Origin of the sequence: Sphingomonas sinipercae (assembly GCF_011302055.1) — a bacterium.
In the GTDB taxonomy this organism is placed as follows: domain Bacteria; phylum Pseudomonadota; class Alphaproteobacteria; order Sphingomonadales; family Sphingomonadaceae; genus Sphingomicrobium; species Sphingomicrobium sinipercae.
The window spans coordinates 1895333-1912111 of sequence record NZ_CP049871.1 but is presented as its reverse complement, the minus strand read 5'-3'; the positions used below and the strand labels follow the sequence as shown (position 1 = coordinate 1912111).

Genomic DNA, 16779 nt, shown 5'->3' with positions numbered 1-16779 from the left:
ACAGCATAACGTGCAGTCTTCAAAAGCGGTTCCGGGCCAAGGGAACTTTTTTCGGGCAAGAATGCATTTTTTTTGTCGCCGCCGAAACGATCGCTCAGCGCGGAGGAAACACAGGCATGTCGACGCTGTAGCGTCCGGGCTCCCGCTCCAGGTTCGAGCGGAGCTGCTTGGCCATTCCACCGATGATCCGTTCGAACTGCACGTTCTCCCGGTCGCCATCGGCCCCGGGCACCAGCACCGGGCTGCTCAACGTCATCCGCGCCGTGGTATCGGAGGTGCGGTGGAGGGTCACAACGACCGGTTGGTCCGGCCGGTTGAGCATTGCATACTCGACCACTTCGGTGACCAGGAACGCGACGGAAACGGCCGCATCCTGGGTGCAGTGGAGCGTGTCGACGGTTAGGTCGATCGACAGCTTGCGCGCCTGCTCCGGAGCGCCTGCCCGAAGCTCCGCGGCAAGCTCGGACAGCAGCGGCCGAAGCGCGATGCCCCGGTTCTCCTCCATCTCCGCATAATGGTTGCGATGGACGATCGCGAGCGCGCCGACACGGCGTCCGATCGCGGCGTAAGCGGCGCGCACTTCCAGGTCCTTGGCGTTGCGGCCATGGATGTTGAGGAGCGAGGCGACGACCTGCAGGTTGTTCTTCACGCGGTGGTGCACTTCGCGAACCAGTCGTCGCTGCCCGTCGAGCGCCGCCGACATTTCGTGTTCCGATTCCTCGATCCGGCTCACCGCCTTGGCGAAGGCTTCGCGCAGGTCCTGGATTTCGGTGGCCGGCCCAACCTTGCTCGGCAGCTGCAATCCAGGGTCGCCCGGATTGTAGCTGCTGACCGCGCGCTGCAGGCGACGCAGCGGCCGGATCAGAAGGTGCGTGACCAGCCACCAGGTCGCCAGCGCGGCAATGATCCACATTAGCAAGGGCAACAGGATCAGCACCCGGTCGAGCACGGTGACGCGCGGCACTCGGGACTGGATCTCGATGACCAGCGGCCCGCCATCGACCGGCCAACTGCTCGTCGCCCAATCCTGCTGTTCGCCGCTGGGCTCGGCGGGGCGGACAATGCTGAGTTGCCGAACGCCGTCGCGGATGGTCAGGGCGCCGAGCTCGCGAGCCGATTCGTCGGTTGCGGAGCGGATCTCGTCCGGCGTCAGGATCGTGGTTGCAATGCCGCCTATGACGCCATCATGGATGACCAGGGCATCCTGTCTGGGCGCCACGGACAGCCGGATGTCGCCCGGCGCGATCAGCGGCAGCGGCCCGGTCTGACCGAGGTCGCCGACGCCGCACAGCGGCAGGCCGGTATCGGTGTTGATCCGGAATTGCTGGGCAATGGCCGGGGTAATCGAAAGCGATTGCCGAATCCGGAGGCACGGGTCCGGCTGGTTCGCGACCTGGCCGTTGGCGGCGATTCGAAGCGCCAGCGCGTTGCGGGCAATTAGGCTTTCGATTGAACGGGCCGTGACCCGCGCGCGCTCCAGCGATTGTTCGCGCAGCGCATCATTGGCGTTGCGAAAGCCGCTATACGCGACCCAGCCCAGCCACAGGCTGATTGGCAGTAGGACGGCGGTCAGGATCAGGAGCAGCTTCGCAGGCGTGGACAGCCGTGCGAAACGTTCGGCAGTGCTCGCCATCAGCGGTACCCGCGCGTTCGGTCCAACTCAGCTAAGCTTGCCGAGCAGGTCCTTGAAATCGTCGGGAACGTCCTCACGCAGCGTTTCGTCATAGACAGAGCGTAACGCACGGCCGACATCGTTGGCGCGCTGCTTACCCGGTTTCTTCTCGCCCGACTTCGGCGGAAGTTTGCTTTGATCGTCTGAAGCGTTGATTGAATCGCCCTTCTGCTTGTCACTCAACCTCTCGTCCCCCTTGCGCCGGGTCAGGCACGCATTTTTCTCTCAAGACCAAATCCCTGGCACAACAGCCGAGACCTCCGCAGAAGAGCGCCAAAAATTTGCCCCTAACGATGCTGCTTCCCTCTCGTCAACGATATGGAAGACCCCGCCACGCGGTGGGGAAACCAAATCGCCAGTCCTTTGTTCCACCTTGGGACTTTCATCTGTGGGGGATTGAACCCGGACGTTCATCGCGCCGGTCCTTCCAGGGTTGCAACAAGCGGACGCATGCTCAAAGAGGGCCGGCGTTTTGCCTTTAGGAGAATTAGTCGAGATGTCGCTTGGACAGGAACTCGCACCTCATTTGCCATTCTTGCGCCGCTATGCGCGCGCGCTGACCGGAAGCCAGACTCACGGCGACGCTTTCGTCCGGGCAACGCTCGAAGCCATCGTCGCGCAGCCCGACGAGTTCCCTCGCGACGTTGATCCGCGCCTGGGCCTGTACCGCACCTTCCATGCCATCTGGTCGACCGCAAATGTCGAGGAGGGAGAGGAGCCGACCAGCGACATCGCCGGCGCCGAAAGCATCGCCCATGCCCGCCTGTCGAAGATTACGCCGTTGTCGCGCCAGGCATTGCTGCTGACGTCGCTCGAAGGCTTTTCTTCCGAAGACGCCGGCTACCTGATCAACGCTTCGCCGGCCGACGTGGATTCGCTGGTTGCCGAAGCGCTGGGCGAAATCGAGCGTCAGACGCTGACTGACGTTCTGATCATCGAGGATGAACCGATCATCGCGATGGACATCGAAACCATCGTGCGCGACCTCGGCCACAACGTCACCGGCGTTGCCGTCACCCGCGACGAAGCGGTCAGCCAGGCGCGGCAGCACCCGCCGGGGCTGGTCCTTGCCGACATCCAGCTGGCCGACGATTCGAGCGGCATCGACGCGGTAAAGGACATCCTCGCCGAATTTTCGGTGCCGGTGATCTTCATCACCGCCTTCCCCGAACGCTTGCTGACAGGAACCCGGCCGGAGCCGACGTTCCTCATCACCAAGCCGTTCCAGCGTTCGACGGTGAAGGCCGCGATCGCGCAGGCATTGTTCTTCGACGCCGCGACGGTGCCGGCCTGATCGGCACGCGGAACCTTGTCTCTCGAAGGGACGTTGCCCCGAAAAGAGAGCATGACGATGGTAGATGAACGCGAAGAACATTTGACGACGACCGAGGCGCGCTCGGGTCAAACCCCGCACGTCGCTCGCCACGTGCTGATATTCGGCACTGGCGGGATCATCATTCTATTCCTACTTCTATTCCTGCTTGCGGGGTGAGCTGTCTGGATAGTTTCACATTCCGGATGGTAGACAGGATGCCGCCGGAAGCCGGCTTGCGCCCATTCGGGCGGACGAGATGAGTGGGGAATTGATGGCGGAAGACGAAGAGAATGAAGCGCCGTTCGACGCGCCGCAGGAACACGTCTCCCTGTCCGATCCGGAGTTCAAGGATCAGCTGGCGACCGTGATTCCGCATTTGCGCGCGTTCGGCCGCTCGCTCTCGGGCAGCCGCGACCTCGCCGACGACCTCGTCCAGGAAACGCTGCTCAAGGCCTGGGCCGCGCGCAAGCGCTTCCAGGCCGGCACCAACATGCGCGCCTGGACCTTCATCATCCTTCGCAACCTGTTCCTCAGCCAGATGCGCCGCGCGCGCTTCAAGGGCGAATGGGACGATGTCACCGCCGCCAAAATCCTTGCCGCTCCGGCGAGCCAAGACCGACATATCGAGCTTGGCGACATGCAGCGGGCGCTGATGCACTTGCCGCAGCCGCAGCGCGAAGCACTGATCTTGGTCGGTGCCGGCGGCTTTGCTTATGAAGAAGCCGCGGAAATCTGCGGCTGCGCGGTCGGCACGATCAAGAGCCGCGTCGCCCGTGGGCGGGTGGCGCTGGAAGCGCTGATGACCAGCGGAAAGCTGCCCTCACGCCGGCAGCACAAGACCGACCCAGACAAGTCGGCGCTTCAGGCAATTATGGGCGAAGTGGACGAACTTAGCCGCGATCACTAGCGGCGCGGCGTCGTCGTCAGTTCAGGCGGCGAAGCAGGTCCGCGAAGTCGTGATCGGTCGGCTCACGCGCAGCATCCTCGAAGGCACGACGAAGCGCCGCCATCACCCCCGCATGCTCGGGCGGCATGTCGACGCGGATGACCTGCCGGTCGGCATCGACCGTGGCCTCCGTCTTCATCGAATGCTCTTCAAACTTCATAGCCAGCGTCGAACGCCTCACAACACAGGTTGGTTTCCTGTTTGAGTCCATTGAGGCAAGGGACAGCGGTGGATTCTCCAGGTTCAAAGGCAGCGAGGGAAGGCGCATTGGAGCGCGCGCAGGCCTATGCGCCGTTCCTGCGCGAGGCCATTTCCGTGCGGCCGGAGATTGCCGACGCATTCGCCAAGTCCGGGCCGGGCGCCGCCGTCGCGGTCGCGCTTGAAGCGGGGGCGGAGACGGCCGATGCCGAGCTGCGGCGGCGGCGGCTTGGCCTTGCCCTTGCCGTCAGCCTCGGCGACCTGGCCGGAGAGCTCAGCCTTGAACAGGTTACCGCTTATTTGTCGGATTTCGCCGACGGCGCGATCGACCGGGCGATCGAAGTCGCCTTTGACGAGCTGGTCCCGGGAGAGGCGCCGCGCGGCTTCGCCGTCATCGCGCTCGGCAAACTCGGCAGCCGCGAGCTCAACTTTTCGTCGGACGTCGACCTGCTGCTGCTGTTCGACCCTCAAACGATGCCCCGGCGGCAGCGCCACGACCCCGGCGAGGCGGCGGTCCGCATCGGCAGGCGCATCGTCGACCTGCTGCAGACCCGGACGCCCGAGGGCTATGTCGCACGGGTCGATCTTCGGCTTCGTCCATCGCCGGAAGCGACGCCGATCGTCCTGCCGGTCAACGCCGCAATTTCCTATTATGAATCGTCGGCTCTGGGTTGGGAACGGGCAGCATTCATCCGCGCCCGGGCGTGCGCCGGAGATCGCGCCCTTGGCCGCGACTTTCTCGCTGCGATCGACCCGTTCGTCTGGCGGCGGGCGCTCGATTTCGGCGCGATCGAGGAAACCCAGCAGATGGGCCAGGCGATCCGCGACCATTATGCGAGCAGGCAGCGGTTCGGGCCCGGCTACGACGTCAAGCGGGGCCGCGGAGGCATCCGCGAGGTCGAATTCTTCGCCCAGGCGCGGCAATTGGTGCACGGCGGGCGCAATCCCGACCTCCGCGCGGCGGCAACCCTGCCGGCGCTGGCCGCGCTCCGGCAAGCGGACCATCTCAATGCCGACCTGGCGGCCGCGATGGCGGAGGCATATCGGAAGCTGCGAACGGCCGAGCATCGGGTGCAGATGGTCGACGACCAGCAAACCCACCTGTTGCCCGCGCAGGCCGCTGCGCTTGAGGGCGTGGCGCGGCTTCACGGACTGCCGGGCGCGGAGGATTTCCTGGAATGGCTACGCCCGTCGGTAGAGCTGGTCGGCTCGGCCTTCGACGCGCTCGGCGGACGCGATGCGCAGGAGCTGCCGCGCGATCCCGGCGAGCTTGAAAGCCAGCTTCGAGCGATGGGCTTCGCTGAACCCGAGACGGCGCTCCGCAGGATTGCCGAGTGGCGGTCCGGACGGCCGCGTTCGCTGCGTTCGTCCGCTGCGCTCACAGCCTTCGAAGCGATGCTTCCGGCGCTGCTTGCAGCGATCGCGCAGAGCCCGGATCCGGCGGAGGCGCTGAACCGGCTCGCCGACATCGTCGAGGGGGTGCCAAGCGGCGTCAATCTTTACCGGCTGCTGCAGGCCCGTCCCGCACTTTCCGAGCTACTGGCGCGGATCCTCGCTCACGCACCAACGCTTGCAACGCAATTGGCGCGGCGGCCGACGCTGATCGACAGCCTGCTCGACGCGTCCTGTTTCGATCCGCTTCCGCAAGCCGCCGACTTCGCCTTGTTCCTGGCCAGCGAAATGGGGGGGAAACCGTACGACCTTGCGATCGACCGCGTTCGCCGACTGGTCAACGAGCGCCGGTTCGCTTTGGGCGTTCAGCTGATCGACCGCCGCTCCGACCCGCTGGAGGTCGGCCGCGGCTATGCTCGGGTTGCAGAAGGCGCGGTGGCGGCCTTGGCCGAAGCCGCGATCGGCGAGTTCGAGAAGGCGCACGGCAAGTTTCCAGGGGCGGAGCTTGTCATCCTCGGCCTCGGCCGGCTCGGCGGCGGGCTGCTCACCCACGCATCCGACCTCGACCTCATCTACATCTACACCGACCCCGCCGGCGACGCTTCCGACGGCGCCAAGCCGCTTGGGCCGGCCGACTATTTCAACCGGCTCGCCAATCGCGTCACCGCAGCGCTAAGCGTGGCGACCGCCGCCGGGCCGCTCTACGACGTCGACACCCGGCTTCGCCCACAGGGCACGCAAGGGATGCTCGCGGTGCCGGCGTCCGCGTTTGCCGACTATCAGCGCAGCGAGGCGTGGACGTGGGAGCATATGGCCCTCTGCCGTGCCCGGCCGGTGGTGGGTTCGCCGTCGGCCCGGGCCAGCGTCGCCCAGTCGATCCGCGCCATCCTCCAGCTTCCCCGCGCTGCGTCGCGAGTCGCCGCGGAAGCGGCCAAGATGCGGGACGAGATGGCGGTCCATAAGGCCCCGGCCGGGCCGCTGGACGTGAAGCTCGGACCCGGCGGCCTCATCGACCTGGAATTTGCGGTGCACGTCCTGCAGCTGACTCGCCATGTCGGGCTACAGCCGGGCCTCGAAGGTGCGGTCGCCGAGCTGGCGCAGCTCCAGATCATCGATGCAAATATTGTCGAAGCACAAAGCTTGCTGACCAAAATGCTGGTGGTTAGTCGGTTGCTCGCGCCGCAGACCGCCAACCCGTTTCCGGAGAGCCGGGCGCTGATGGCCGAGCTTTGCGGTTGCGAGAGCTGGGACGAACTGCTTGGCCGTCACGAAGCGGCGCGGCAATGCGTCGCGCAGGTTTGGGCGAACGTGAGGAACAGCCAATGATCGATCAAGGCGACAAGGCGCCAAAGCTTGCAGTGCAGACCAGCAGCGGGGAAACGCTGTCGCTGGATCGGCCGGGCCAGCCTCTGGTGCTCTATTTCTATCCCAAGGACGACACGTCCGGTTGCACGCGCGAAGCGCAGGATTTCACCGAGCTTGCGGGCGAGTTCGAAAAGGCCGGCGCCAAGGTCGTGGGCGTCTCGCGCGACCCAATGAAGAAGCATGAAAAGTTCATCGCCAAATATGAACTCGCCGTGCCGCTGGCGTCCGACGAAGACGGGGCGATTTCGAACGCGTTCGGGACCTGGGTTCAAAAATCCATGTACGGCCGCAAATATATGGGCATGGAGCGTGCCACCTTCCTGATCGGAAGCGACGGCAAGGTCCTTCGCGCCTGGCGCAAGGTGAAGGTGCCCGGCCACGCGAAGGAAGTGCTGGAGGCGGTGCGTTCCGCCTAGTCGCAGCGTTTGAAAGCGGGCGGGCGGCGTGTTAGCGCGCCCGCAAGTCGAGATAGGAGCATAGGGCCTTGGCCGAGTTCACGCTTCCCAGGAACAGCAAGATCAACAAGGGCCGCCGTTATGAGGCACAGGTCGGCAAGCGTCTGAAGACGTTCAAGATCTACCGCTACGACCCGGAAACCAGTGCCAATCCGCGGTTCGACACCTACACGGTCGACCTCGACAAGACCGGGCCGATGGTCCTCGACGCGCTGATCAAGATCAAGAATGAAGTCGACCCGACGCTGACCTTCCGCCGTTCCTGCCGCGAAGGCATTTGCGGGTCGTGCTCGATGAATATGAACGGCCGCAACGGGCTGGCCTGCACGACGCCGATCGCCGAGGCGAAAGGGGATGTCCAAATCACCCCGCTGCCGCACATGGAGGTGGTCAAGGACCTCGTCCCGGACCTTACCCATATGTATGCGCAATATGCGTCGATCCAGCCCTGGCTGAAGAGCGCGACGACCGCGCCGTCGGGCAAGGAGCGGCTGCAGTCGCCCGAGGACCGGGCGAAGCTGGACGGACTTTACGAGTGCATACTGTGCTTCTGCTGCTCGACCGGCTGCCCGAGCTATTGGTGGAACTCCGACAAGTTCCTCGGCCCGGCCGTGCTGCTGCAGGCCTATCGCTGGCTTGCCGACAGCCGCGACGAAGCGACCGGCGAGCGGCTGGACGAGCTTGAGGATCCGTTCCGCCTTTATCGCTGCCACACGATCATGAACTGCGCCAACGTCTGCCCGAAGGGACTGAACCCGGCCAAGGCGATCGCCGAAACCAAGAAGCTGATCGCGGAGCGGGCCGCTTGACGGACGAAGCCCGCCTCCCCAGCGGGGCGGTTGAAGATACCGACAACCCCGGCTGGTACACGTGGGGCGACTTCCCGCGCGGAAGCTTCGCGGCTGCAACGGGCCGGATGCTGTTCCGCCCGGAAGGCCCTGGCCGAGCGCGCACCCGCATCTTCCCGGACGAAACCATGCTCAACCTGGGCGGGTCGATTCACGGCGGCGCGGTGATGAGCTTTATCGATATGAGCCTTTTTTCCGGCGGCCGCTGCGCCGGCATGGAGGCTGGGCATTACGTCACGCTCGACTGCTCGGTCCATTTCGTCGGTCGCGGGCGGGCGGGCATTCCGCTCGATGCCGAGGTTCGGCTGGTCCGGCAGACGCGCGGCGGGCACGTCTTCTTCATCGGCACCTGCGAACAGGACGGCGAGCCGACGCATACGTTCACGGGCACGCTCAAGCGGGTGAAGACGCCCACCCGGCCGGCATGACCGGTCCGGTCGAGCGCGCCTATGCGCGGCTCGTCAGCACCGGCGAATTGCGGCCCGATCCCGCGCAGCAGCGCGCCGTCGCAGCGCTCGATCGGTTGAATGCCGCTTCGCCCTCGCGCGGGATCCTCGGCATGTTTCGCAAGGCCGGCCCGGAGCAAAGCGGCGTGTACCTGTGGGGCGGGGTTGGCCGCGGCAAGTCCATGCTGATGGACCTCGCCTTCGAGCATGTCGCAATCGCCCCCAAGCGGCGCGTACACTTTCACGCGTTCATGCTGGAGACTCACCAACGCCTCAAGGTCGCCCGCAAGAGCGAGGACGGCGACCCCATCGAAACCGTCGCCGGGCAGATTGCCGACGCGGCGAAGCTGCTCGCTTTCGACGAGATGATGGTCACCAATCCGGCCGATGCGATGATCCTGTCACGCCTGTTCGCGGCGCTGGTGGAGCGCGATGTCCGGATCATCGCCACGTCCAACCGGCCCCCGGTCGACCTGTACAAGGACGGCCTTAACCGGGAGCTGTTCGTGCCGTTCATCGACCTGCTGCAAAGCCGGTTCGACGTTGTCGAGGTCAACGGGGAAACGGATTACCGGCTGCAACGGCTGTCCGGGGTGAAGGTGTGGCATGTCCCCAACGGCCCGGCGGCGACCGCGGCGCTGAGCGAGGCGTTTTTCAAGCTGACCGATTATCCGGTTGAGGATCGCGCCCATGTGCCCAGCGAGGACCTGCAACTCGGCGGCAACCGCGTCCTGCACGTGCCTAAGAGCCTGAAGGGCGTCGCCGTCTTCTCGTTCAAGCGGCTGTGCGTCGAGCCGCGAAGCGCCGCGGATTATCTCGCGATCGCCCAGCGTTTCCACACCGTGATCGTGGTCGGTATCCCGGTGATGAGCCGCGAGATGCGCAACGAGGCGGCGCGCTTCACCGCGCTAATCGACGTGCTTTACGACCACCGGGTCAAGCTGCTCGCCGCCGCCGATGCCGAACCCGAAGCGCTTTACCGCGCGGGCGACGGCAGTTTCGAATTTCAGCGCACGGCGAGCCGGATCGAGGAAATGCGCAGCGCCAACTACCTCGCCGAAGGACACGGACTGACCGCTTGACCGGGAGGGCGATGCGCCTAGCCTCCTCTTCTTGAACGGGGGACAGATCATGCGCCGACTCGCGATCCTATTGGCCTTTGCAAGCACCAGCGCCCTGGCGCAGCCGCAAGGCGCGCTTAATGCGCCGCCGCCGCAAACCCTGGCGAATGCGCCCAAGCTGCCGCCGGAGTGGGAAGCAAAGGCCCGCGCCGTCTACAAGACCGCGATCGAAACTCCGACCGTAGCCGAGCGGGGACAGGTGCCGGGCTTGGTCGACTATCTCGCCGCGCAGCTGAAGGCCGGGGGCTGGGCGCCCGAAGACATCCATGTCGCGCCGTACACGACCACCGCCGGCAACAAGACGGCGGCATTGATCGCGCGCTGGCCGGCCAGCGGCGCAGCGCGGGCCAAGCCGCTGCTCATCCTCGCGCACCTCGACGTGGTGGAAGCGCTTCCCGGCGATTGGACCACCGACCCGTTCAAGCTGGTCGAAAAGGACGGCTATTTCTACGGCCGCGGGACGGGCGACGACAAAGGCGGCGCGGTGCCGTCGATGATCGCGCTGATGAAATTGCGCGCCAGCGGGTTGAAGCCCAATCGCGACATCGTCATCCTGTACACCGGCGACGAGGAAACCGGCGGCGAGGGCGCGACGCTGGGCGCGACCGACTGGCGCAGGTGGACCGACGCCGAATTCGCGCTCAACGCCGATGCCGGCGGCGGCGCGTTTACGCGCGATGGCAAGCCGCTCGGTTTTGGCATGCAAACGTCGGAGAAAATCTTCCAGACCTACATCTTCCGCACGCGCAACCCGGGCGGGCACAGCTCACGTCCGCGTCCCGACAATGCGATTTACGATCTCGCCGATGCGTTGAAGAAACTTCAGGCGCACCGCTTCACGCCGATGCTCAATGAGACGACTCGGGCCTACTTCACGGCGCGGGCCAAGCAGGAAGGCGACAACGCGCTCGGCCGGGCGATGCGCGCCTGGGTCGCCAACCCCAAGGACGGGGCCGCCGCCGACGCGATCGAAGCGGACCCGCTGGAGGTTGGACTGACCCGCACGCGCTGCGTGGCGACGATGCTCAAGGGCGGTCATGCCGAAAACGCGCTTCCGCAACTCGCCGAGGCGACGGTCAATTGTCGGATCATGCCGGGCCTCGAGCCCAAGACGGTCGAGGCCGAACTTCGGCAGATGGTTGGCCCCGGGGTGGAGGTCGTGCCGTTCGAAGACGCCGGCCGGCCGACCCCGGTATCGCCGCTGCGCGATGACGTCGTGGGCGCCTACACCAAAGCGGTTCACGCCCGCTTTCCCAACCAGCCGATCATTCCGCAGATGAGCACGGGCGCCACCGACGGCCTGGAGTTCCGGGCGCGCGGGATCCCGGTCTACGGGGTCGATGGCCAGTGGGGCGTGTCGCCCGACGATGAGCGCGCGCACGGCAAGGACGAGCGAATCCCGGTGCAGTCGCTGTGGGACAACGTCATGCACTGGGAATCGATGATCCGGGACCTTGCCGGCTAACAACAAGAAAGGGCCGGAGGATTGCTCCCCCGGCCCTTCGATTTGGCTGAAACGGTGAGCGTCGGACCTTAGAAGTCCATGCCGCCCATGCCGCCCATGCCGCCGCCGCCCATCGGCATTGCCGGCTTGTCTTCCGGAAGCTCGCTGACCGCCGCTTCGGTGGTGATCAGCAGGCCGGCGACCGAGGCCGCGTTCTGCAGCGCGGTACGAACGACCTTGGTCGGGTCGATCACGCCGGCTTCGACGAGGTTCTCATACTTCTCGGTCTGGGCGTTGAAGCCCTGCGTCGGGTCGTTGCCTTCGAGCAGCTTGCCCGAAACAACCGCGCCGTCATGGCCGGCGTTGGTGGCGATCTGGCGCACCAGCGTCGTCAGCGACTTGCGGACGATGTCGATGCCGCGCGTCTGGTCGTCGTTGACCCCACTGAGGCCATCGAGCGCCTTCGTCGCATAGAGGAGGGCAGTACCGCCGCCGGGGACGATGCCTTCTTCAACCGCGGCGCGGGTGGCGTGAAGCGCGTCGTCGACGCGATCCTTGCGCTCCTTGACCTCAACCTCCGAAGCGCCGCCGACCTTGATCACGGCAACGCCGCCGGCGAGCTTGGCAAGACGCTCCTGGAGCTTCTCCTTGTCATAGTCGCTGGTAGTGTTCTCGATCTGCTGACGGATCGCCTCGGTGCGGGCCTTGATCTGCTCAGCGGCGCCAGCGCCGTCGACCAGGGTCGTATTGTCCTTGTCGATGGTCACGCGCTTGCAGGTGCCGAGCATATCGGTGGTCACGTTTTCAAGCTTGATGCCGAGATCCTCGGAGATCATCTCGCCGCCCGTCAGGATGGCGATATCTTCGAGCATCGCCTTGCGGCGATCGCCAAAGCCCGGAGCCTTGACCGCGGCGACCTTGAGCCCGCCGCGAAGCTTGTTGACGACGAGCGTGGCCAGGGCCTCGCCCTCGATGTCCTCGGCGATGATCAGGAGCGGACGGCCCGACTGGACGACGGCTTCCAGGATCGGGAGCATCGCCTGCAGGTTCGACAGCTTCTTCTCGTGGATCAGGATGTACGGATCGGTGAGTTCGACCGACATCTTTTCCGGGTTGGTGATGAAGTAAGGCGACAGGTAACCGCGGTCGAACTGCATGCCTTCTACGACATCGAGTTCGAACTCGAGGCCCTTGGCTTCCTCAACGGTGATGACGCCTTCCTTGCCGACCTTTTCCATCGCTTCGGCGATCTTTTCGCCGACCACGGTGTCGCCGTTGGCCGAAATGATCCCGACTTGGGCGATTTCGTTCGAGCCGGACACCGGCTTCGAGCGCGACTTGAGGTCGTCGACGACCTTGGTCACGGCCAGGTCGATGCCGCGCTTGAGATCCATCGGGTTCATGCCGGCGGCAACCGACTTCATGCCTTCGCGAACGATCGCCTGGGCAAGCACGGTGGCGGTGGTGGTGCCGTCGCCGGCGTTGTCGTTCGTCTTCGATGCGACTTCGCGAAGCATCTGCGCGCCCATGTTTTCGAACTTGTCCTTAAGTTCGATTTCCTTGGCGACGGTGACGCCGTCCTTGGTGATGCGCGGTGCGCCGAAGCTCTTGTCGATGACGACGTTGCGGCCCTTGGGCCCAAGCGTCACCTTGACCGCATCGGCGAGGATGTCGACGCCGCGCAGAATGCGCTCACGCGCGTCGCGGCTGAATTTCACGTCTTTGGCTGCCATCTGGCTACCCTTTCGTTGATTAAAGTCATTAAAGTCACGCGGTCGTAGGCCACTTTCGTGACCTTAAGAGGTCAGCCGACGATCCCGAGGATGTCGCTTTCCTTCATGATGATCAGGTCTTCACCGTCGATTTTCACTTCGGTGCCCGACCACTTGCCGAACAGGATCTTGTCGCCGGCCTTGACGTCCATCGGCGTGATGGAACCGTCTTCCGCGCGGGCGCCGGTGCCGACCGACACGACTTCGCCTTCCTGCGGCTTTTCCTTGGCGGAGTCGGGGATGATGATCCCGCCCGCAGTCTTCTCATCGGCCTCGACGCGGCGGACGAGGACACGGTCATGAAGCGGCCTGAAAGCCATAATAGCCCCTCTTAAGTTGCTCTGTTGAAACATAGCCGTTGGCACTCTCCCACAGGGAGTGCCAGCGATGAGGGGCATATGGTTGCGCCCCGTCGATCCGTCAACGGGTGCGCGATCGGCTTTTTCGGCGGTTCAGGCCAGGCGGACGAGCCCCAGCCGCTCCCGCCGCGACCAGCGCCAGACCATCAACACCGAGACCACCGCCAGGCCGAGCGCAAGCCCGGTCCAGATGCCGATGCCGCGCCAGCCCGCGTGGAAGGCGAGCAAATAACCGCTGCCAAGCCCGGCGACCCAATAGCCGAAGGCGGCGTAGAGCATCGGCACCCGCGTGTCCTGAAGGCCGCGGAGCATCGATGCGCCGATCACCTGCGCGCCGTCGAACAGCTGGAACAGTGCCGCGATGCCAAGGAAGGAGACGCACAGGCGAAGCACCTCGGCGCTGCCCGGATCGCTTTCATCGAGGAACAGCCCGGCAAGCTCCGCCGGGAAGGTCCAGATGACCAGCGCCGCGGCGCCCATGAACAGCATCGCCATCGCCAGCGATGTCCAGCCGGCGCGCGCGACCCACTGACGGTCGCGGGCGCCATAGGCCAATCCGACGCGGATCACCGTCGCCTGGCTGAGGCCAAGCGGGACCATGAAGGTGATGGATGCAATTTGCAGCGCGATCGCGTGGGCGGCGACGCTGGACGTGTCGATCCACCCCATCAGATAGACGGCAAAACCAAACACCGACACTTCGAACGCTAAAGTGAGCGCGATCGGCGTGCCGATGCGGAAAATCGCGCGGAGCCGGGCGGAATCGAACCGGTGCAACCGGCCAAAGAGGTAGTAGCGGCGGCTGCGACGGTGGAGCGCCACGTAGAGGGCAAGGACCAGTGCCATCAGCGACGTGCTGATCAAGCTGGCGCAAGCCGATCCGACCAGGCCCAGCGCGGGGGCGCCCCAATGGCCGAATACCAGCATCCAGTTGAGCGCGGCGTTGACGAATAGCCCGAGGATAGTGACGACCAGCGTCGGTGCCGGCCGGCCGATGGCCGTCAGGAACGTGCGCAGGACGATGATCAGCAGGTTGGGCAGAAGCGTCCACTGCAGGATCCGGAGGAACTTCGCGGCCTCCGCCGAAAGCGTTGGGTCTTGTCCCAGGGCGAGCAGGATCGCGTGCGCATTCCACATGACCAGCCAGGCAAAGGCGCAGAACAGGAGCGCTGCGTGGATCGCAGAGCGGACGCTTCGCCGGACATCGCGGACCGCGTGCTTTTTCGCGCCCAGCGCCGCGGCAATCAGCGGGGCGGCGGCAGTGACGAGACCCAAAGCGGTGAAGTTGAACATGAAAAACAGGTTCACGCCCAGGGCCGAGGCGGCGAGCGCCTCGGGCCCAAGCCAGCCGAGCATCACGACGTCGGTCGAATAGATGGCGATCTGCGTCAGCTGCGCCAAGACCAGCGGCGCGGCGAGGCTGGCGGTCGCAACCGCTTCCTCCCGCCAGCCGCCCGCCGGTGTCGCAATTCTGCGTGTCGCATCCATATTGACCGCCTAGCTGCCCACCCCCCTGTCGAAAAGCCGTGGTGGACCGGTTCGGGCTGGGCTAGCGAAGGCCCATACTCTTGCGGGATGTTTTCAATGAAGTTCGCACGCGCTGTCTGGAAACTGCTGGTCGGGATCAAGGACGCGCTCGTCCTCATCTTCATGCTGCTGTTCTTCGGCCTGCTTTACGCCGGCCTGTCGTCGCGGCCGGCCCCCCTTGGCGACGGCGTGCTCGCCCTCGCGCTGGACGGTTCGGTGGTTGAGCAGCCTTCGCGGGCGAGCTTCGGCGACGTTGCGACCGGCGGCAGCGGGATGAAGGAATATCGGCTTCGCGACGTGGTCGCGGCGCTGAACGAGGCGAAGGGCGATGACCGGGTCAAGGCCGTGGCACTCGACCTCGAACGCTTCACCGGCGGCGGCCAGAGCGCAATGCAGGACCTGGCCGAAGCAATCCGCGGCGTCCGCGCGTCGGGCAAGCCGGTGCTGGCCTATGCGGTCGGCTATAGCGACGACAGCTATCTCGTCGCGTCGGCGGCCTCCGAAGTCTGGCTGAACCCGCTCGGCGCGGTCGCGCTTGCGGGGCCGGGCGGCGCCAACCTGTATTTTAAGGGCCTGCTCGACAAGCTTGGCGTCACCGCCAACGTCTACAAGGTCGGCACCTACAAGGCCGCGGTCGAGCCTTACATTCGCAGCGACGCCTCGCCCGAAGCGAAGGAAAATGCGCAGGCGCTTGGCGATGCGCTGCTTGAAACCTGGAAGCAGGGCGTTGCGGCCAATCGTCCGAAGGCGCGGGTCAACGATTTCATGATGAACCCGGTCGGTGCCCTGCAGGCCGCCGGCGGCGATTTCGGCAAGGCCGCGATCGGCTTCGGCCTGGTCGACAAGATCGGCGACCGCGAGCAGTTCGAGCAGCGGCTGGCAAAGCTTGGCGGGCTGGGCGAGGACCCGACCGATTACAAGCCGATCAAGCTGGAAGCTTATGTGAAGGACCGCGTCGACCGCGACGGTCACGGGAGCATCGGCGTCGTCACCGTCGCCGGCATGATCGTCGACGGCAAGGCATCGTCGGGAACCGCCGGCGGCGACACCATCGCCAAGCTGATCAACGATGCCGTCGACAAGGACGTGCTGAAAGCCCTGGTCGTGCGGGTCGACAGCCCCGGCGGGTCGGTCCTCGCTTCGGAGCGGATCCGGCAGGCGATCCTCAACGCCAAGCGCGCGGGGATGCCGGTCGTCGTGTCGATGGGCAATGTCGCGGCGTCGGGCGGCTATTGGGTGTCGACCCCGGCCGACTTCATCTTCGCCGAGCCGTCGACCATCACCGGGTCGATCGGCGTCTTCGGCATCTTGCCCAGTTTCCAGGGTTCGCTGGAAAAGCTCGGCATCGGCGCGGACGGCATCAAGACGACGCCGCTGTCCGGCGAGCCGGACCTGTTGCGAGGCCCGTCCCCGGAGGTCAGCCAACTCCTCCAGGCGGGGGTCAATTCGACCTACCAGCAATTCCTTCAGATCGTCGCCCAGTCCCGCAAGAAATCGCCGACGGAGATCGACCGGATCGCACAGGGCCGGGTCTGGGACGGCGGCACCGCGCGCCAGCTCGGCCTGGTCGACGGGTTCGGCGGATTGAAGGACGCGATCGTGAAGGCGGGGCAATTGGCGAAGGTCGACAATGCCCTCGACCAGGTCCGCTATCTCGAGCGGCCGACGTCGTTCGAAGAGCGGCTCGCGGAGATGATCGCCGACGAGCGGGACGCCGAAAGCGCCCCGACCCAGGACGGGTTCGCGGCGCTTGCGCCGGAGACCGCGCTGCTGGATGCCGCCTCGGAACTGCGCTCGGTGCTCAGCGGCCCACGGATCCAGGTGCGGTGCCTTGAATGCGGGCCGCTCGCACCGGCCAAGGCGACGCGCGAGAACCTTGGTTTCCTCGCGACCCTGAAGGCGTTGCTGCTGGGCTGACG

At 65.5% G+C, this 16779-nt stretch carries 16 protein-coding genes; 10 read left to right on the top strand and 6 right to left on the bottom strand.

Going from position 1 to position 16779, the window contains the following annotated elements:
- Window positions 1-94: 94 nt before the first annotated feature.
- Together G7078_RS09900 and G7078_RS09895 are read right to left on the bottom strand one after the other, a co-directional pair.
- Window positions 95-1633, bottom strand: coding sequence for a sensor histidine kinase (locus tag G7078_RS09900; protein WP_166095582.1), 1539 nt, complete (start codon window positions 1631-1633; stop codon window positions 95-97).
- Between the two features lie 27 nt (window positions 1634-1660).
- Complete coding sequence (locus tag G7078_RS09895; protein ID WP_246166359.1) at window positions 1661-1855, bottom strand: NepR family anti-sigma factor; 195 nt, start codon at window positions 1853-1855, stop codon at window positions 1661-1663.
- A 313-nt stretch (window positions 1856-2168) separates the two neighbouring features.
- Here G7078_RS09895 and G7078_RS09890 point away from each other — a divergent pair, with 313 nt between their 5' ends.
- The 3 genes from G7078_RS09890 to G7078_RS09880 all read left to right on the top strand — a co-directional run bounded on the left by G7078_RS09890 (window position 2169) and on the right by G7078_RS09880 (window position 3894).
- A complete protein-coding gene (locus G7078_RS09890; protein WP_166095579.1) occupies window positions 2169-2966 on the top strand; it encodes a response regulator in 798 nt (265 codons plus the stop codon).
- A 57-nt stretch (window positions 2967-3023) separates the two neighbouring features.
- Window positions 3024-3164, top strand: a complete 141-nt coding sequence (locus tag G7078_RS09885; RefSeq protein WP_166095577.1) for a hypothetical protein — start codon at window positions 3024-3026, stop codon at window positions 3162-3164.
- Between the two features lie 94 nt (window positions 3165-3258).
- The gene (locus G7078_RS09880; RefSeq protein ID WP_246166357.1) at window positions 3259-3894 is read left to right on the top strand and encodes a sigma-70 family RNA polymerase sigma factor; all 636 of its coding nucleotides are present in this window, start codon (window positions 3259-3261) and stop codon (window positions 3892-3894) included.
- A 16-nt stretch (window positions 3895-3910) separates the two neighbouring features.
- Here the strand turns inward: G7078_RS09880 and G7078_RS09875 are convergent, their stop codons facing one another.
- The gene (locus G7078_RS09875) at window positions 3911-4093 is read right to left on the bottom strand and encodes a hypothetical protein (protein WP_166095572.1); all 183 of its coding nucleotides are present in this window, start codon (window positions 4091-4093) and stop codon (window positions 3911-3913) included.
- 107 nt (window positions 4094-4200) lie between these two features.
- On the opposite strand from G7078_RS09875, the gene glnE reads away from it, so the two are divergent.
- From glnE to G7078_RS09845, 6 genes are all read left to right on the top strand, one after another.
- Complete coding sequence (gene glnE, locus G7078_RS09870; RefSeq protein WP_166095570.1) at window positions 4201-6849, top strand: bifunctional [glutamate--ammonia ligase]-adenylyl-L-tyrosine phosphorylase/[glutamate--ammonia-ligase] adenylyltransferase; 2649 nt, start codon at window positions 4201-4203, stop codon at window positions 6847-6849.
- A complete protein-coding gene (locus G7078_RS09865; RefSeq protein WP_166095568.1) occupies window positions 6846-7304 on the top strand; it encodes a peroxiredoxin in 459 nt (152 codons plus the stop codon). The genes glnE and G7078_RS09865 overlap by 4 nt, the downstream gene beginning before the upstream one ends.
- A 68-nt stretch (window positions 7305-7372) precedes the next feature.
- Window positions 7373-8152 (top strand): succinate dehydrogenase iron-sulfur subunit, encoded by a 780-nt coding sequence (locus G7078_RS09860; RefSeq protein ID WP_166095565.1) that lies wholly within the window; start codon window positions 7373-7375, stop codon window positions 8150-8152.
- Window positions 8149-8619 carry a PaaI family thioesterase gene (locus G7078_RS09855; RefSeq protein ID WP_166095563.1) on the top strand — a complete coding sequence of 157 codons (471 nt, stop codon included), beginning with the start codon at window positions 8149-8151 and terminating at the stop codon, window positions 8617-8619. The genes G7078_RS09860 and G7078_RS09855 overlap by 4 nt, the downstream gene beginning before the upstream one ends.
- On the top strand, window positions 8616-9719 hold the full coding sequence (zapE, locus tag G7078_RS09850) for a cell division protein ZapE (protein WP_166095560.1): 1104 nt from the start codon (window positions 8616-8618) through the stop codon (window positions 9717-9719). The genes G7078_RS09855 and zapE overlap by 4 nt, the downstream gene beginning before the upstream one ends.
- A gap of 49 nt (window positions 9720-9768) precedes the next feature.
- Complete coding sequence (locus G7078_RS09845) at window positions 9769-11223, top strand: M20/M25/M40 family metallo-hydrolase (protein WP_166095557.1); 1455 nt, start codon at window positions 9769-9771, stop codon at window positions 11221-11223.
- 68 nt (window positions 11224-11291) lie between these two features.
- Here the strand turns inward: G7078_RS09845 and groL are convergent, their stop codons facing one another.
- From groL to G7078_RS09830, 3 genes are all read right to left on the bottom strand, one after another.
- On the bottom strand, window positions 11292-12935 hold the full coding sequence (gene groL / locus G7078_RS09840; protein ID WP_166095555.1) for a chaperonin GroEL: 1644 nt from the start codon (window positions 12933-12935) through the stop codon (window positions 11292-11294).
- Window positions 12936-13006: 71 nt separating this feature from the next.
- Window positions 13007-13294, bottom strand: a complete 288-nt coding sequence (gene groES / locus G7078_RS09835; RefSeq protein ID WP_166095553.1) for a co-chaperone GroES — start codon at window positions 13292-13294, stop codon at window positions 13007-13009.
- A 132-nt stretch (window positions 13295-13426) separates the two neighbouring features.
- On the bottom strand, window positions 13427-14821 hold the full coding sequence (locus G7078_RS09830) for an MATE family efflux transporter (RefSeq protein ID WP_166095552.1): 1395 nt from the start codon (window positions 14819-14821) through the stop codon (window positions 13427-13429).
- A gap of 96 nt (window positions 14822-14917) precedes the next feature.
- On the opposite strand from G7078_RS09830, the gene sppA reads away from it, so the two are divergent.
- Window positions 14918-16777 (top strand): signal peptide peptidase SppA, encoded by a 1860-nt coding sequence (gene sppA / locus G7078_RS09825; protein WP_166095549.1) that lies wholly within the window; start codon window positions 14918-14920, stop codon window positions 16775-16777.
- Window positions 16778-16779 lie beyond the last annotated feature (2 nt).

Coding starts and splice junctions, on each gene's coding strand:
- G7078_RS09900 (WP_166095582.1), bottom strand. CDS start 1,633: ATGGCGAGCACTGCCGAACGTTTCGCACGGCTGTCCACGCCTGCGAAG.
- G7078_RS09890 (WP_166095579.1), top strand. CDS start 2,169: ATGTCGCTTGGACAGGAACTCGCACCTCATTTGCCATTCTTGCGCCGC.
- G7078_RS09885 (WP_166095577.1), top strand. CDS start 3,024: ATGGTAGATGAACGCGAAGAACATTTGACGACGACCGAGGCGCGCTCG.
- G7078_RS09880 (WP_246166357.1), top strand. CDS start 3,259: ATGGCGGAAGACGAAGAGAATGAAGCGCCGTTCGACGCGCCGCAGGAA.
- G7078_RS09875 (WP_166095572.1), bottom strand. CDS start 4,093: ATGAAGTTTGAAGAGCATTCGATGAAGACGGAGGCCACGGTCGATGCC.
- G7078_RS09865 (WP_166095568.1), top strand. CDS start 6,846: ATGATCGATCAAGGCGACAAGGCGCCAAAGCTTGCAGTGCAGACCAGC.
- zapE (WP_166095560.1), top strand. CDS start 8,616: ATGACCGGTCCGGTCGAGCGCGCCTATGCGCGGCTCGTCAGCACCGGC.
- G7078_RS09845 (WP_166095557.1), top strand. CDS start 9,769: ATGCGCCGACTCGCGATCCTATTGGCCTTTGCAAGCACCAGCGCCCTG.
- groL (WP_166095555.1), bottom strand. CDS start 12,935: ATGGCAGCCAAAGACGTGAAATTCAGCCGCGACGCGCGTGAGCGCATT.
- groES (WP_166095553.1), bottom strand. CDS start 13,294: ATGGCTTTCAGGCCGCTTCATGACCGTGTCCTCGTCCGCCGCGTCGAG.
- G7078_RS09830 (WP_166095552.1), bottom strand. CDS start 14,821: ATGGATGCGACACGCAGAATTGCGACACCGGCGGGCGGCTGGCGGGAG.
- sppA (WP_166095549.1), top strand. CDS start 14,918: ATGAAGTTCGCACGCGCTGTCTGGAAACTGCTGGTCGGGATCAAGGAC.